Source organism: Synechococcus sp. L2F, assembly GCF_024345695.1.
Taxonomy (GTDB): Bacteria; Cyanobacteriota; Cyanobacteriia; order PCC-6307; family Cyanobiaceae; genus MW101C3.
In genome coordinates, this window is sequence record NZ_JAGQBP010000001.1 from 877,585 (window position 1) to 891,744 (window position 14,160).

Annotated in this window: 15 protein-coding genes; 7 read left to right on the forward strand and 8 right to left on the reverse strand. The window is 63.3% G+C overall.

Features of this window, described 5'->3' with window-relative positions; genetic code table 11:
* The first annotated feature begins 9 nt into the window (after nt 1-9).
* Nucleotides 10-936: a chlorophyll synthase ChlG gene (gene chlG / locus KBZ19_RS04390; RefSeq protein ID WP_233132732.1), complete on the forward strand. Its 927-nt coding sequence runs from the start codon at nt 10-12 to the stop codon at nt 934-936.
* Nucleotides 933-3,080 carry a transglycosylase domain-containing protein gene (locus tag KBZ19_RS04395; RefSeq protein WP_255099899.1) on the forward strand — a complete coding sequence of 716 codons (2,148 nt, stop codon included), beginning with the start codon at nt 933-935 and terminating at the stop codon, nt 3,078-3,080. The genes chlG and KBZ19_RS04395 overlap by 4 nt, the downstream gene beginning before the upstream one ends.
* On the opposite strand, the gene KBZ19_RS04400 is transcribed toward KBZ19_RS04395, so the two are convergent.
* Nucleotides 3,077-4,414, reverse strand: a complete 1,338-nt coding sequence (locus KBZ19_RS04400) for a 16S rRNA (cytosine(967)-C(5))-methyltransferase (protein ID WP_255099900.1) — start codon at nt 4,412-4,414, stop codon at nt 3,077-3,079. The genes KBZ19_RS04395 and KBZ19_RS04400 overlap by 4 nt on opposite strands.
* Nucleotides 4,411-4,740 (reverse strand): MGMT family protein, encoded by a 330-nt coding sequence (locus KBZ19_RS04405; RefSeq protein ID WP_094510180.1) that lies wholly within the window; start codon nt 4,738-4,740, stop codon nt 4,411-4,413. The genes KBZ19_RS04400 and KBZ19_RS04405 overlap by 4 nt, the downstream gene beginning before the upstream one ends.
* A gap of 167 nt (nt 4,741-4,907) precedes the next feature.
* On the opposite strand from KBZ19_RS04405, the gene KBZ19_RS04410 reads away from it, so the two are divergent.
* Together KBZ19_RS04410 and KBZ19_RS04415 are read left to right on the forward strand one after the other, a co-directional pair.
* Nucleotides 4,908-6,047, forward strand: a complete 1,140-nt coding sequence (locus KBZ19_RS04410) for a S1C family serine protease (protein WP_255099901.1) — start codon at nt 4,908-4,910, stop codon at nt 6,045-6,047.
* A gap of 17 nt (nt 6,048-6,064) precedes the next feature.
* Nucleotides 6,065-6,274, forward strand: coding sequence for a hypothetical protein (locus KBZ19_RS04415; protein WP_255099903.1), 210 nt, complete (start codon nt 6,065-6,067; stop codon nt 6,272-6,274).
* A gap of 148 nt (nt 6,275-6,422) precedes the next feature.
* Here the strand turns inward: KBZ19_RS04415 and KBZ19_RS04420 are convergent, their stop codons facing one another.
* On the reverse strand, nt 6,423-6,848 hold the full coding sequence (locus KBZ19_RS04420) for a type IV pilin protein (RefSeq protein WP_255099904.1): 426 nt from the start codon (nt 6,846-6,848) through the stop codon (nt 6,423-6,425).
* Nucleotides 6,849-7,100: 252 nt separating this feature from the next.
* On the opposite strand from KBZ19_RS04420, the gene trmH reads away from it, so the two are divergent.
* Entirely contained in the window at nt 7,101-7,790 is a 690-nt protein-coding gene (gene trmH / locus KBZ19_RS04425; RefSeq protein WP_255099905.1) for a tRNA (guanosine(18)-2'-O)-methyltransferase TrmH, read from the forward strand.
* Between the two features lie 36 nt (nt 7,791-7,826).
* On the opposite strand, the gene KBZ19_RS04430 is transcribed toward trmH, so the two are convergent.
* The 3 genes from KBZ19_RS04430 to KBZ19_RS04440 form a co-directional block, all read right to left on the reverse strand.
* A complete protein-coding gene (locus tag KBZ19_RS04430) occupies nt 7,827-8,126 on the reverse strand; it encodes a hypothetical protein (RefSeq protein WP_255099908.1) in 300 nt (99 codons plus the stop codon).
* Between the two features lie 147 nt (nt 8,127-8,273).
* The gene (locus KBZ19_RS04435) at nt 8,274-8,627 is read right to left on the reverse strand and encodes a DUF5672 family protein (protein ID WP_261346187.1); all 354 of its coding nucleotides are present in this window, start codon (nt 8,625-8,627) and stop codon (nt 8,274-8,276) included.
* A 397-nt stretch (nt 8,628-9,024) separates the two neighbouring features.
* Nucleotides 9,025-9,252 (reverse strand): hypothetical protein, encoded by a 228-nt coding sequence (locus KBZ19_RS04440; RefSeq protein ID WP_255099912.1) that lies wholly within the window; start codon nt 9,250-9,252, stop codon nt 9,025-9,027.
* A gap of 173 nt (nt 9,253-9,425) precedes the next feature.
* Here KBZ19_RS04440 and KBZ19_RS04445 point away from each other — a divergent pair, with 173 nt between their 5' ends.
* On the forward strand, nt 9,426-11,825 hold the full coding sequence (locus tag KBZ19_RS04445; protein ID WP_255099913.1) for an FkbM family methyltransferase: 2,400 nt from the start codon (nt 9,426-9,428) through the stop codon (nt 11,823-11,825).
* Between the two features lie 659 nt (nt 11,826-12,484).
* Here KBZ19_RS04445 and KBZ19_RS04450 read toward each other — a convergent pair.
* Nucleotides 12,485-13,099, reverse strand: coding sequence for an integrase core domain-containing protein (locus tag KBZ19_RS04450; protein WP_255099914.1), 615 nt, complete (start codon nt 13,097-13,099; stop codon nt 12,485-12,487).
* 120 nt (nt 13,100-13,219) lie between these two features.
* Between KBZ19_RS04450 and KBZ19_RS04455 the strand changes: the two genes are divergently transcribed.
* Complete coding sequence (locus KBZ19_RS04455; RefSeq protein WP_255099915.1) at nt 13,220-13,381, forward strand: hypothetical protein; 162 nt, start codon at nt 13,220-13,222, stop codon at nt 13,379-13,381.
* 353 nt (nt 13,382-13,734) lie between these two features.
* On the opposite strand, the gene KBZ19_RS04460 is transcribed toward KBZ19_RS04455, so the two are convergent.
* Nucleotides 13,735-13,923, reverse strand: a complete 189-nt coding sequence (locus KBZ19_RS04460; RefSeq protein WP_255099917.1) for a helix-turn-helix domain-containing protein — start codon at nt 13,921-13,923, stop codon at nt 13,735-13,737.
* Nucleotides 13,924-14,160: the final 237 nt, after the last annotated feature.

Below are 14,160 nucleotides of genomic sequence, written 5' to 3' on the forward strand. Positions count from 1 at the left end.
CTGCTTGGCATGAAGGGTGCGAGTGGCACCAGCAGCCTCTGGAAGCTGCGGCTGCAGCTGATGAAGCCGGTCACCTGGATCCCACTGATCTGGGGGGTGATCTGCGGCGCGGCGGCGTCGGGCCGTTTTGAATGGACTCTGCCGAACGTGCTGGCCTCCTTCGCCTGCATGCTGATGAGCGGCCCCCTGCTGGCCGGCTACACCCAGACCATCAACGACTACTACGACCGCGAGATCGACGCGATCAACGAGCCCTACCGGCCGATCCCCTCGGGTGCCATTTCGCTGCCGCAGGTGAAAACGCAGATCTGGGTATTGCTGCTGGCGGGGCTGGCGGTGGCCTGGGGCCTTGATCGCTGGGCCGGTCACACCACCCCGGTGCTGCTGCTGCTGGCGCTGGGCGGCTCCTTCGTGAGCTTCATCTATTCCGCTCCGCCGCTCAAGCTCAAGCAGAACGGCTGGCTTGGCAACTACGCCCTCGGCGCCAGCTACATCGCCCTGCCCTGGTGGGCCGGTCAGGCCCTGTTCGGACAGCTCACCTGGCCCACCGCCCTGCTCACCCTGGCCTACAGCCTCGCGGGCCTCGGCATCGCGGTGGTGAATGATTTCAAAAGTGTGGAAGGCGACCGCACCCTGGGCCTGCAATCCCTGCCGGTGGTGTTCGGGATCGAGCGGGCCAGCTGGATCAGTGCCGCGATGATCGATCTCTTCCAACTGGCGATGGTGGGCGTGCTGATCGCCATCGGCCAGCATTTTGCGGCCGTGCTGCTCGTGCTGCTGATCGTGCCGCAGATCACCTTCCAGGACATCTGGCTGCTGCGCGATCCTGTGGCCTTCGATGTGAAATATCAGGCCAGCGCCCAGCCCTTTCTGGTGCTCGGCATGCTGGTCACCGCCCTTGCGATCGGGCACAGCCCGCTGACGGTGGGAATGTGAGGCGCCGCCAGCGCCAGCTTCTGGTCACGGCGCTGCTGGCTGCCGGTGCCGGCGGGGTTGTGGCCGTGGGTCAGGTGTTCGTGGTGCGCACCCTCGACAAGACCCTGCCTGATGTCAGCCGCATCAGCACCTTCAACCGGCCTGGCACCGTCACGATCCTTTCGGCCGATGGCCAGGTGCTGCAGAAGCTGGGCCCAGCCACGCGCGAAAAGCTGGTGGGCGGCCAGATGCCTGAGCTGGTGCAGCAGGCTTTCATCGCCGCCGAAGACCGCCGCTTCTACGAACACAACGGCATCGACGCCTGGGGCATCGGCCGGGCCCTGTGGCGCAACGTGCAGCGAGGCGCCGTGGAGGAAGGGGCCAGCACGATCACGCAGCAGCTGGCGCGGCTGGTGTTCCTCAGCCAGGACCCCACGCTGGTGCGCAAGCTGCAGGAAGCGCTGCTGGCGGGAAAGCTGGAGCGTGAGCTCAGCAAGGACCAGATCCTTGAGCAGTATCTCAACTATGTGTATCTGGGCTCCAGCGCCTACGGGGTGGCGGACGCCGCCTGGATCTACTTCTCCAAGACCCCGGAACAGCTGACGCTGCCGGAAGCGGCGCTGATCGCCGGCTTGCCGCCGGCGCCGTCGGTGTATTCGCCGCTGGTGAATCCGGAGCTGGCCCAGCGGCGCCGGGCGGTGGTGCTGCGCCGCATGCGTGAGGCCGGTTTCATCGACGCCAGCGAGGAGGCCGAAGCCAACGCGGCGCCGCTGGCACTCAAGCCGGCAGAGCCCAAGTACTGGACCAGCCGAGCGCCTCACTTCACCAGCTGGGTGGCGCAGGAACTGCCGAAGGTGCTGACCCCCGAGCAGCTTGAAGTGGGCGGGCTCACGATCCGCAGCAGCCTCAACCTCGCCTGGCAGAAGGAAGCCGAACAGGTGATCGAGGGCAGCGCCTACGGGGGCATGGAGGGAGCCCTGGTCACGATCGAACCCGGCACTGGACTGGTGCGGGCGATGGTGGGCGGCAAGGACTACAACGAAAGCCAGTTCAACCGCGCCACCCAGGCGCTGCGCTCACCGGGCTCCACCTTCAAGCTGTTCGTGTATCTGGCGGCGCTCAAGGCCGGCATGAAACCAGAAGACACGGTGCTGGATGCGCCGCGCTGCTTTGCCGGCTATTGCCCGAAGAACTTCGGCGACCGCTACATGGGCCGGGTTTCCATCGCCACGGCCCTGCAGAACTCCCTGAATGTGGTGGCGGTGAGCCTGCTGCAGCAGGTGGGCTTCGACAAGGTGATCTCTGTGGCCCAAGGCCTGGGCATCACCCGCCCGCTGGGCCGCTTCTACCCGATGGGCATCGGCGCCTACGAGCAGACCGTGCTTGACATGACCGCCGCCTACGCCGGGGTGGTCAACCGCGGCATCTTCGTGCCGCCCACCCCGTTCGAGGAAATCAGCGGGCCTGAGGGGCAGCTGCTGTGGAGCCGCCGGGTGCAGGGCGATCGCGGCCGTCGCGTGGTGAGCTCCGATGTGGCCGACGCCATGGTGTGGATGCTGCAGCGGGTGGTGACCGGCGGCACCGGCGGCGCGGCGTCCTTGCCGAACCGGCCGGTGGCCGGCAAGACCGGCACCTCCGAGGGTGCCCGGGATCTGTGGTTCGTGGGCTCGATTCCCCAGCTCACCACCGGCGTCTGGCTCGGCTACGACAACAACCGCAAGACCAACAGCGACAGCGGCGCGGCGGCAGCCGCCTGGGGCCGCTACATGGCCGTGATCACGAAGGATCTGCCGGTGCGTCAGTTCCCGCCCAAGCCCACGCTCACCTCCACCTTCAACGTGCGGGGCGTCAAGCCGCAGGCGCCGCCCAGCTCCAGCGATCGGGGCGCGGAATCCAACCGGCCGTGGGAGCCCGCGCCCGCCAGCCCGGAGGAAGGCCTCGGCGACGACAGCCGCTTCCAGGGCGAACCGCCGGGCCCCTCCGCCCCATCGGCCCCCAGCGAAGCGCCTGCACCCTCTATCCCCACGGTGCCGTCGCGGCCCAATTCGCCCAGCCAGCCCCCGCCGCCAGCGGCCCCTCCGCCGCCGGTGAGCGCACCACCGGCCCCGCCCCCGCCCGTGGCGCCACCGCCGGCGCCAGCTCCCGTAGCGCCGCCGCCGCCTTAAGCCGCCTCGAGAACGGCGGCATAGAAGCCATCGCCGCCTTGGGGCCGCGGCCAGAGCTGCTGCTCGAAGCGCAGCTGCCAGCCAGGGTGGGCCTCCAGAAAAGCGCCGATCTGCTGCTGGTTCTCGCGGGGATGCACGGTGCAGGTGGCGTACACCAGGCGACCGCCGGGCCGCAGCAACGGTGCCACACCGGCCAGCAGGCTCTGCTGCAGCTCCACCAGCGTGTCGATGGCCTCGGGGGTGAGGCGCCAGCGGGCATCGGCGTGGCGGGCAAGGGTGCCGAGGCCCGAGCAGGGGGCATCCAGCAGCACGCGATCGAACGGCGCCTCGCCCAGATCCGCTGCCAACGCCGCCGCATCACCTTGAACCGGCTGGATCGTCCGCAGCCCGAGCCGCTCGGCGTTGTCACGCACGCGCTGCAAGCGGCCGCTGGAGCGATCAACAGCCACCACGGTGCCCACATCGCCGATCAGCTCAGCGATGTGGGTGCTCTTGCCGCCGGGGGCGGCGCAGGCATCAAGGATCCGCTCACCCGGCTGCGCCTCCAGCAGGGGGACGATCGTCTGGGCGGCGCGGTCCTGCACACACCAGTGCCCTTCCGCGTAGCCGGGCAGGGCACGCAGATCGCTGCTGCGGGCGCTGAGCGTGAGGCCGGCGGGCAGATCGGCGAGCGGCTCGGCGGGCACCCCTGCGGCCTCGAAGGCGGCGAGCACGGCAGCGCGGCTGCTGCGCAGCACATTCACACGCAGATCCAGCGGCGGCGCCTGGTTGGCCGCCAGAGCGAACGCCTCGGCCTGCTCCTCCGACAGCCAGACCTGCAGATCCGCCGCCAGCCAGTCGGGCAGGGAATGGCGCAACGCAAAGGCGGCGGCGGGATCCGCCGGCAGCGGCAAGGGGGCGCTGCGGCGCAGGAAGGCGCGCAGCAGACCGTTCACCACCGGCGCCAGCCGGGCAAGGCCGTCGCGTTTGGCCAGCTCCACCGCCGTGCTCACCGCTGCCGAGGCCGGCACCCGCTGGGAAAACAGCAGTTGGTAGAGGCCCAGGTGCAGCAGCCAGCGCAGCGGCGGTGGCTGCTGCACGGCGGGCACCTTGCCGAGCTGATCCAGCCAGGCGTCGAGCAGGCGGCGCTGGCGGATCGCCCCGTAGGCGAGCTCGGTGGCCAGGCCCCGGTCCTGGGAGGCCAGCGGCAGGCGGCGCAACTCCCGCTCCAGTGCCAGATCGGCATAGGCCCCCGAAGCCACCGCCAGCAGCACCCGCCAGGCCACCCGCCGGGCATCAAGACCCGGTGCCGGCGCGCTGGCGGGCGGGGTGGAAGCGGGAGTGGCGGCGCTCAATCGGCAGGCAGCGGTGGAACCCACAGATAGCGCCGCAACGGCAGGCGTCCGTCGTCCGCCACCGGGATGCCTTCTGCGAGCAGCAGGTCGCGCTGGATCCAGTCGCTGCCTTCCCGGCCCAGGCTCATGCTGATGCGCCCCTGGGCGTTCACCACCCGGTGCCAGGGCACCGCCGACGGCAGCGGCAGCCGCCGCAGCGCCCAGCCGACCTGCCGAGCACAGCCATAGGCACCGATCCGATCGGCGATCTGCCCGTAGGTGGCCAGCCGCCCATGGGGGATGCGCTCCACCTCAGCCCAGACGCGTTGATCGAACGGGTTCGCCATGGCCAGAGATTCTGACCGGCCCAGCCGGGCCGAACAGTGACAGGATCCCCCCGCAGGCCGGCGGGGAAAGATCCTGTCATCAGGCGTGCGGAGGCCAGTGAGAGACAGGGGAATCAGGCGGCGTAGGACGAAGTCATGACCTGGATCGTCTCCTGACGACAGCCCCGATGACCTTCCCCCACCAACCCTCACCCAACCAGAAACAGCACCAGCCCCCGACCCCTCGCCGCCGCTCCTGGAGCGCCGCGGCGGCGGGCGCCGCCGGCCTGGCGCTGCTGCTCTCCAGCTGCGCGGCGGTGCGCAGCAATGCCACCGCGCCCACGCCAAAGCTGGCGGCGGCGGCCACGGCCCCAGGCCCAGCGGGGCAGAGCTGCAGCAGCAGCACCCAGAGCGCCGAGCAGGTGTTCAACAGCGCTAAGCAGGGGGTGGCCGTGGTGACGCGCGGCGACGGCATCGGCAGTGCCTTCGTGGTGGCCCATAAAGATGGCCAGACGTTCCTGATCACCAACGCCCACGTGGTGCGCGGCACCGAAACGGTGCGGCTGAAGTGGGTGGACGGCAAGAGCGACGGGGCGCGGGTGGTGGCGCGCGGTCGGGGTGACACGCCCAGCAGCGATCTGGCCCTGTTGGCGGTGCAGGGCACCCGGGGTGAGCCGCTGCGCATCGCCGACCAGCCGTCGGCGGTGGGGCAGGAGGTGTTCGTGATCGGCGCCCCCAAAGGGCTGGAGTTCAGCCTCAGCCGCGGCGTGGTGAGCAGCCTGCGCGACAGCGACGAGATCCTGCAGGTGGATGCCGCCATCAACCCGGGCAACTCCGGTGGTCCGGTGCTGAATGCCGGCAACTGCGTGGCGGGGGTGGCGACCTTCAAGTACAGGGACAGCGAGGGCCTCAACTTCGCGATCTCCGCAGCGGTGGTGCGGGAGTTCCTGGCAGACCTGCCGCCCGCCTCGGCAGCGGAGCCGGCACCTTCAAGGCCGCCGATCGCCCAGGCCCCGGATGACGCTGGCGACGCCACGCTCTGCCTGTTCAAACGGCCCGACGAGGAGGCAGCTGCCTCGATCCCTTGCCAGCTGAGCCGCGGCGAAACCGCCGAAGGGCAAACCTTCTACCAGCTCGCCTGGGCTGATGGCGCCCGCAGCGCCTATGCCTTCTTCGGCGATGGGCGGGTGGCGATCGAAGCACGCAGCGCCGATGGCCGCCGCGTGCTGGACGCCGGCCGCTTCCGCGTGTTGCGAGACGGGGTGGCAGTGCGCAGCAGCAGCGACGCGATCGCCGTGATTCCGGGGCTGGACCCAGTGCTGAACTGAAGCGAGGCCGGGGCACGTTGCTGCTGGAGGTGGTGGACAAACCCCACAACCTCCCGGCAGTGCTGCGCACCTTCAACGACGCCGCCAAGGGCAGCCAGAAGTGGGTGGCGCTGCAGGCGCACAACCGCGGCGCCGCCGGGGTGCGTGCAGTGAATGACCGTGATCTCCTCAAATGTCTTGCGACCACGGATCACTGCATCACGACCCTCGCCTTGAACTCGGGCTAAGGATTCGGCGTTTGCAGATGGGCGGCAGCCCCTTCTCAGGGGGAGTGCCCCGCCGCAAAGGTTAACGATGGGCCCTGCTTAGGAAACAACCCAGAACACCTTTCGATGAGTGGCTTGTGCAGATGATGAAAACGCCAAGTGCTATCAATCAGGAGAAGGCGCACGTCATCACGCCTCGCTCGGAAATCGTGATCGTAGCGGTGCCGTCGGTTGCAGCAGAACTGGAGGAAAGGCACTGAATACCGGCAGCGCCCGGTGTGAACATGGCGGTGACAGTGCCTCCAGCCGTGGTGCAAGCCACAGTGACATTCGTTGATCCCGTTGTAACGCCAATGTCCAAATCAGAAGCAGCAGCGGTGGCACATCCTTTGGCGAAGCCGACGGCTTCACCCACCACGGCACCGGCGGCAGTGGCATTTCGGGCATTGATATAAGTGGGCAGTGCCACAGCAGAAAAAACGCCCACAATGGCCACAGCAATCATCAACTCAGCGAGCGTGAAGGCTGTGGCGATGCCATCCCGGACCCGGAGAGAGGCATTCAGCTCAAGCTTGGCTCCAAAGGAAAGGCTCATCAGACCCCATGCTGGCCTACCCAGCACGTGAACGCTAGCAGTCTATCGGGCTCGAACCATAGTGAGATAGCAGGTGAACCCTAAAAGCAATTCTTCACCGAGCTCCATTGTCCATCTGAATGTCCATGCCATCAGGAGCGGGCCTGTCACCCTTCAGACCTCAACTGGCCGGCACCTTCAAGGGAGGCAGTAGTCCGCAGAGGCCAGCCGCCTCAATCGGATGCTGAACTGAAGCGGTAACTGCCGTCGCCCATGCCCCTGCTCTCCCGACGTTTCGAGCGGCTCCAGGCCGTGCTGAACCGCCGCATGGCGGACCTCACGGTGCTGCTGGAGGCGGTGGATAAACCGCACAACCTCTCGGCGGTGCTGCGAACCTGTGATGCGGTAGGGGTGCTGGAGGCCCATGCGGTGAGCCTGCCGGGCCGCACCCGCACCTTCAACGACACCGCCCGGGGCAGCCAGAAGTGGGTGGCCCTGCGCCCGCATCCCAGCGGCGCCGAAGCGGTGGCGGTGCTGCAGCAGCAGGGCTTCAGGGTGTATGGCACCCACCTGGGGGTGAATGCGGTGGATTACCGCAGCTGCGATTTCACCGGCCCCACGGCCTTCGTGCTCGGGGCGGAGAAGTGGGGCCTGGGCGAGGCCACGGCGGCGGCGGTCGACCAGGCGTTGTTCGTGCCGATGGGCGGCATGGTGCAGTCGCTGAACGTGTCGGTGGCGGCGGCGGTGCTGCTGTTCGAGGCACTGCGCCAGCGGCAGGCGGCGGGCCTGCTGCCCACGGCCGGCGAAGGGGTGCCGGCGGAGCGGCGCCAGGAGCTGCTGTTCGAGTGGGCATACCCGGAGGTGGCGCGCTGGTGCCGGCAGCAGGGGCGGCCCTATCCCCCGCTCGATGCCGAGGGCGCCATCACCGAACCCTTGCCGCGCACCGTGAGGATGCGCCATTGAGCGCGACACATGCTGAGCGATGGGTTCAGCAGGGCATCAAAACGGAATCAGCACATCGTCGCGGTGGGGGATCGGCGGCGGCGCCTGGTCGGCACGGGCACGAGGCAGCCAGAAGGCCAGCAGCACACCGGCGATCTCCAAGGGCACCCCACGGCCCACCATCACCACCACCAACAGAGCTGCCACCGAAAGGATCCGCTCCAGCAGACCGATCACGTCGTCGCGGTTGCCGGAACCCGACAGCCAGAGGATGGCGGACACGGTGAGCAGAAGCAGGGTGAGCCAGACGGGCACAGGCAGGGCGGCTGAGCAGCCGTTAACCCTAAGGCGGGTCATGGGCGCCAAAGAGCCGCCGCCACTACCAAACCCACACACGCCGGAGCTCCGTTGCAACGAGTGGACGCAAACGAGAAGCCATGGAGCGGCGGCAGACCAACAACGCGCCCACTGACAGCCAGCGATGGAACGCCAAAGGAGGCAGGGTCATGCAGCGGGCGGCATAGGGAGCGGGGTTGCCGTCCAAGGAAAAAGCAAGGTTCTCCACCAGCGGCTGATCAGAAAGGCGCTATCACGCGCCGGTGCCCTGATGTCCCACCACTCATCCTCCTGGCCAAAAGCAAGCAGCTCGCGGGAGTGCCGAATCAAGCCGGGATCAAACGCCTCCACCTGGCGAAAAACCCGCAGGCAACTGCTCACCTTGCGCAACGAGAGGCCGCCGATACTCACGAAGGGCTCCGTCACCCAGGGCTGCGAGCCCATCAGACAGGCAGAACTGCAGAGGTCATAAACCTTGGCGAACCACGCCTGCAGATCATGACGAACCACAAGGGAATCCAGCTGCTAGATGAGGATGCAGTCAAAGGCCGTGAACTGTTCATAGAGGGCTGGGCTGGTCATCATCAAGCTATAGGTAGTGCCAGAAGAAGAACAACCATCCTCCATGCTGCAATTGATGAAGCCATTAATACAGATATTGATGAAGCCATAAATACAGAGTTCAAGCGCTCGGGGCCCCAGCAGAAACGCGGGAAACCTGGAAGAACCGCTATGAGGCATTCAGTCGGCAGCCACTCACTTGTCGCTAGCTGGAGATAAGCAGGTACCAGGATCGTACAGGTGAGCGTTGCAATGACAGATAGCACGAATGCAGGGTTTCGGCCGTTTCAGAGACCAGCGGCTTACTTCGCTCGCTTACCGCAAGCCAGTGGCTTCATGCCGAGTGGGGCATAAACAGTCAGGCCGTGCCAGTCAACAGCCAGGCGGGAAATCTCGCCATGCAGAACCAAAGAGGCAACACAGTTGGAAGTCGATTCGACAGCCGCACCGCATGGTTCATGTGGTGACCTGCCATTGAAACGCCAGGAGGAACACTCAACACGTGGAACGACTCCTGGTAACGAGCTGCATCGTGGGTGCCGATCTGCATGCTGCGAGTAATTGCCCGCAAGTAGGCTTGAAGCATCAGGGCCAGCAACAAAGTCCAGCTTGCATGCACATATCCTTGGTGTGTGGCTGTTTCCGAGAAGCACGTTGGTATGCCTTGGAAAACCAGAGTGGCAGATCAGCGTGGCTCATCAGCCTCGGCAGCGATGGAAACCTGGTAAAACTTGATTTATGGCTAAATAGTTCTGTAGCTTGGTCAACAAGCAAAAACCACCACTCATGGAACACCAGGCGCCCACCATCATGCTTGAACTGGTGGATGGCACCAAGGTTGTAGTACCTGATTCTTTGGACAACATCACGTCTTATGTACTTCAGGAACAGGGCGACTGGTTTGAAGACGAAATCAAGTTTTTACGTGCGCTGGTGAAGCCTGGCGATACCGTGGTGGATATCGGGGCAAATTACGGGGTCTACGCCCTGTCTTTGGCAAAGAAAGTGGGTTCATCCGGGCATGTGTGGGCCTTTGAGCCAGCCACAAGCACAGCCGAGTTGCTCAGGGAAAGTGCATCAGCCAATGGCATCAACTGGCTGGAGGTAAGGCAACAGGCCCTTTCCAATCGGCAAGGCATCGCCTGGTTGCAGATGCCAGGGCAGTCTGAGCTCAACAGCCTGGCCAGCTTGGATTCAAGCGGCGCTGCTTCGGAAGCAGGGCCCGGAGAGGAGGTGCCAGTGACCACACTGGACACCTGCCTGGAACAATTCGGCTGGTCCGAGGTGGATGTATTGAAGATTGATGCTGAAGGAGAGGAGGAGCGCATCCTTCTCGGCGGAATGCGCTTCTTTGAGGATCTCTCACCGTTGGTGATGTTTGAAGTGAAAGCTGGAATCGAACTGCATCTTGATCTTGTTGACCGATTCCAGGAGATTGGCTACCAGTGCTTCCACCTCATTCCAGGGCTGGATGCTTTGGCTCCCTTTGATCCCACCAATGGCGTTGATGGATACCTACTCAATCTATTCGCAGCAAAACCCGACCGGATCAAGCTGCTAGCTGCCGCTGGGAAGCTTGTAGAGGACAGGGAAATCAGCGAGGCTTATCGGGTGGATGAGCATGAGTCATGGAGCCATGGCGTAGAAGAGCAGCCTTACGTTCGGAGGCTTTTGCAGCAGTGGCTTACAACCGTTGATCAGCCGGAACAGGCAACCATTCGCCAAGCATTGGCGGCGTGGAGAATCTCTCAGGATGGCAGTGAACCGATTGCTAGGCGCTATGGCGCACTCACTCGAAGCTTTGCCTTGCTGCATCATGAGTGCCAAATCAGGGGCACTGTCACACGCTGGGCAAGCCTTGCAAGAGTGGCATTGGCACTTGGACAACGCCAACAAGCAATGCAATCTTTGAGCAAGATGCTTACAGAGCTCAAAAGGGGAAACGATGCTTTGGGGGATGAACCTTTTCTCTGTCCCGACCCACATTTTGAAACGGTGGATCCCGCCAACGAGCTCAATGCCTGGCTTGAAGCTGCTGGCTTGTCGGCAGTAGAACAATTCGGAAGCTACTCTGGCTTTTTCACAGGTGCGGCAGCAGCCCAAGATCTGGAACGACTATCGCGCCTCGGATTTGATCAACAGGCCATCAAGAAGCGAATTGAATTAGTCAAAAAGCGATTTGGCCCATTAGACCTAGATTCTGCCCATTCGCTATTTCAGCAGGCAACCACGCCACTCAGCACCGCTTCGGAACAACCTGATGAATCCAGTGCATCCACTCTTGCCTGGTTTCGGTTTCTAGGCCTAGAGCAGCGGCTTCGCTGCATTGATGTAGGCGCTTTGAAAATAAAGAGTGGCGACGTCCCTTGCTGGGAACATTGGGCACACATTGGATGCGCAGAAGTACTCGGATTTGAGCCTTTACAAGCCTCATGCGATCAGCTAAATGCAGAAGCGGAAGCGAACGGAGTGGCCATGCAGTATTTCCCATGGGCATTAGGCGATGGCAATGAGCATACGTTGTACATCACCAATGAACCAATGACAACCTCTCTGTTCAAACCAGCCAGATCTACGGTTGATCTGTTTCCAGCCCTTGGCTCATGGATGCAGGTTGTAAGTGAAGAAGCCGTGCAAACACATCGCCTCGATGCCATCAGCGAAGCACATGGTGCAGATTTCATCAAGATAGATACCCAGGGAGCTGAGCTCATGATCCTCCAGAATGCACAAAGTGTCTTGCGCAGTGTCTCAGTGGTTCAATGCGAGGTTGAGTTTGTGGAGCTCTACGAGGGGCAGCCTCTCATGGCCGAAGTGGACACCTTTCTCCGCTCACAAGGATTCGTTTTTCATCGCTTTTCCTACATGCAAGGAAGGCCGTTGAAGCCGCTGAGAATTACAGACGCACCGCTTCAATCAATCAGCCAGAACCTGTGGGGAGATGCCATCTATGTTCGAGACTTTAGAACACTCAGCGCCTGGAACACACGGCAACTCAAAGCCGCGAGCTTCCTTTTGCACGAGCTTTACAACTCAGTGGATCTGGTTGCCCTGTTGCTTGCCGAGCTCGATCGTCGCTCTGACGCACGCTTTTGCGAGCCATACTTGGGCTCGCTACTCTTTGCAAATCAACAGTTAAGCCTCAGCAGCCTGCAATAGCAAGGCACCAAGTGTTCGATTTGTCCAACAATGAGCCCTGTCAATTCAACCCTTTGAAAGCTCGAATAGACAGATCCCATTACGAACGGCCAGGAATCACAGAAGGATTGGAATCATGGGTTCGCCATGCACTGCAAGGCCACTTGATGGATGGATAGGAGGAATGATCCCTTGTGACATTATGGCTCCAACGTGTCTTGGCAGGATCTATGCCAGTGCTCCCTGAGACAACGGCGACTGCGTTGATCATCAAACACTCACCAAGGCATGGGAAACTCCTCTCGCCAGCTGCTGTGGCCAGAGGAGCAGCGATGAGCGGCGAGGCTCACAATCCAGCGGAGATCATCCGCAACTGCGGCACGCCGTGCAGTAGCGCATCAGGCGTCTAGGCCCCGTCGCCAATGTCTTCAAGTCTTTGAACATGCGGAGCTAACCCAACAGCATGAAGCAGGTTGTTGGCGAAGTAACGGCCATTACGGCCAGATTCATCAAAGAGCTGGGGACTGTGAACGCCCGCTTTTAACCGACCGGTTCAGCCGATGGATGAAGCAGAGACAAGTGCTAAAGGGTTCAGAGGTTGTGTTGACGCTACTGGCTCCTGCAATGCAGAGGAAGCCTGGCGCGGTGACTGCCAGGAAAGATGACGCCCCTGCTGCTGTTCAGGCAGCCATGGCAAACGTAGCGGGTTGGTGTTGGATTTCCGGTGTTGGCGGATTGATCCTGACCACTTCCGGTTGACGCCAACAGCGTGTAGATCGTGACCACCGGAGGGGATGCCTTTGGCGTGCCTGTTCGTAGACGACAGCCCGGTGACGGTAGATCTCCACAGCATCTCCACAGTGGCGCTGATGGGGCGTCACGATTTTGATACCGCTGTGGCGGTGCCGTTGGTTGTACCAGTCCACAAACGAGGTCACCCACTGGCAGGCGGCCTCCTTGCTGGTGAATGGCCGGCGGGGGTAGTCAGGCCGGTATTGGGTCGTGCGGAACAGGGATTCGGAGTAGGGGTTGTCGTTTGATACCCGTGGCCTGGAGAAGGATCTGAGCACGCCCAGCTCCTCCAGCCCGCTCTCCAGCGTTGAGGTACGCATTGCGTTGCCGTTGTCAGCGTGGAGAATCAGCGGTTGCTTGCGACCTTTGCTGATCCGCTCTCTGAGGCAAGCCCTGCACACCAGATCCGCTGCGATGGCTGGATCTTCGCGCTCAGCGACCTCCCAGGCCACCACCTTGCGGCTCCAGACGTCGATCACCAGGTACAGCCACACGCCGCGCACGGTGGTGGGGAGATAGGTGATGTCCCAGCTCCACACCTGACTCGGCCCCGGCGGCAGCGCGGCGAATTCGGTCTCGTTGCAGGTCAGCAGGATCCGCTGGCGTTCCTCTTCGCTGAGACGGTGAGCGACGTGGCGGTAGTTGCCCTTGCGACGGTCCCCACCATCACCGGCACCAGGGAACTGCCGGCGCCAGCGCTGCAGTGTGGTGAGCCCAACGCCCCGAAGGACAGCCAGCTCATGGGCACGGGCGCCATCAACAATTCTTTCATCATGGATCTGTAGGGCCTTCCGGCGGTCTCCCGGGCAGGTCAGTCGTCCCCGTCCTCTCCCCAGAAGGCCTGAATCTTTTCTGAGGCGATCAGCAGCGCTGCCGCCTCCGCCAGAGCCATCTCCTTCCGCCTGAGCTCTTGTTTGAGCCGCTTGATCTCCCGCTGATCCTGGGCACGGAGTCGTTCAAGCTCCTTCTGCTCTTACGGCGCGGGAGCTCGCCGGACTGCGTCTACAAGGTGAGCACTGGCTTCTCGTTGGCATCCTGGGAGGCCTGCCGCCAGCGCTCCACCTGCTCTGGGTACAAGCCCCGCTCCCGGCAGTAGGCGCTGAGCTCGGTGGCGTATTGCTTCGCAGAAGCCTTGTGGCTACAACCCAGCGGTCTCCAGCACCACCGTGAACGTGTCAGTAGCACTCCAACCGTCAGGGTCTTTCTCGGATGCCGGCACCACCTCTCCCTGCAACCGCCAGGCCTTCCTCCAGTTGTAGAGGGTGACCACGTGAATGCCCAGCTCTGCTGAGATCTGGGCCACGCCCTGCCGGTGCGGTGGACTCATCCGTCTTCTCACATCAGCCTTGACGGCCTCGCTGTATCGCCGCATTGCTCTGCTCCATCAAGCCCCCTGATGGATTAGTTGGTCGGGATGGAGAGGCGTCAACTTTTCTGGCAGAGGGGGTTGAGCAGGGTGGACAATGTTTTGCGGTGTCAGTCTTGCGTAGTGTCGACGACGTAACGCCAGAGAATGGGGCCACCGCTCGGACTTGCATATAGAATAAAGATACTGAGTCCCTAG